This window comes from Exiguobacterium sp. s145 (assembly GCF_018618835.1).
GTDB classification, from domain to species: domain Bacteria; phylum Bacillota; class Bacilli; order Exiguobacteriales; family Exiguobacteriaceae; genus Exiguobacterium_A; species Exiguobacterium_A artemiae.
The window spans coordinates 1-427 of sequence record NZ_JACSMV010000051.1; the positions used below are offsets into that span (position 1 = coordinate 1).

The window sequence follows — 427 nt, forward strand, 5'->3', positions numbered from 1 at the left end:
TTATTGACCAAGCTCATCGGGTGGTTCCCACCCTGAAGGGGTTTCAGTCTGCTAACAGCAACAAGTTGATACTTGCGTTGATATCTCGATCATGATGCGCACCGCAAGTACATGTCCACTCGCGCACATCCAACGTTTTCTTCTCACCTTTCCTTCCGCAAGAAGAACAGATTTGGGTTGAGGCGTACCATTGGTCCGCTTTGATCAGTGTTCGTCCGTAGAAGGTGCATTTATAGGCCAACTGCCGGACGAACTCATACCAACTGACGTCTCCGATCGATTTGGCGATCGTATGGTTCTTCATCATGTTCTTCGACTTCAGTGTCTCGACGACGATGACTTGGTTCTCGTCAACGATCCGTTTCGACAGCTTATGAAGAAAATCTTGACGTTGATTTACAATCTTCTCATGCTTCTTGGCGAGGAT

Annotated in this window: 1 protein-coding gene; it reads right to left on the reverse strand. The window is 47.5% G+C overall.

Annotated features, from left to right (window positions below):
- Window positions 1-43: 43 nt before the first annotated feature.
- A partial coding sequence (locus KNQ07_RS16030; RefSeq protein ID WP_214767982.1) for an RNA-guided endonuclease TnpB family protein occupies window positions 44-427 on the reverse strand: 384 nt, incomplete at its 5' end.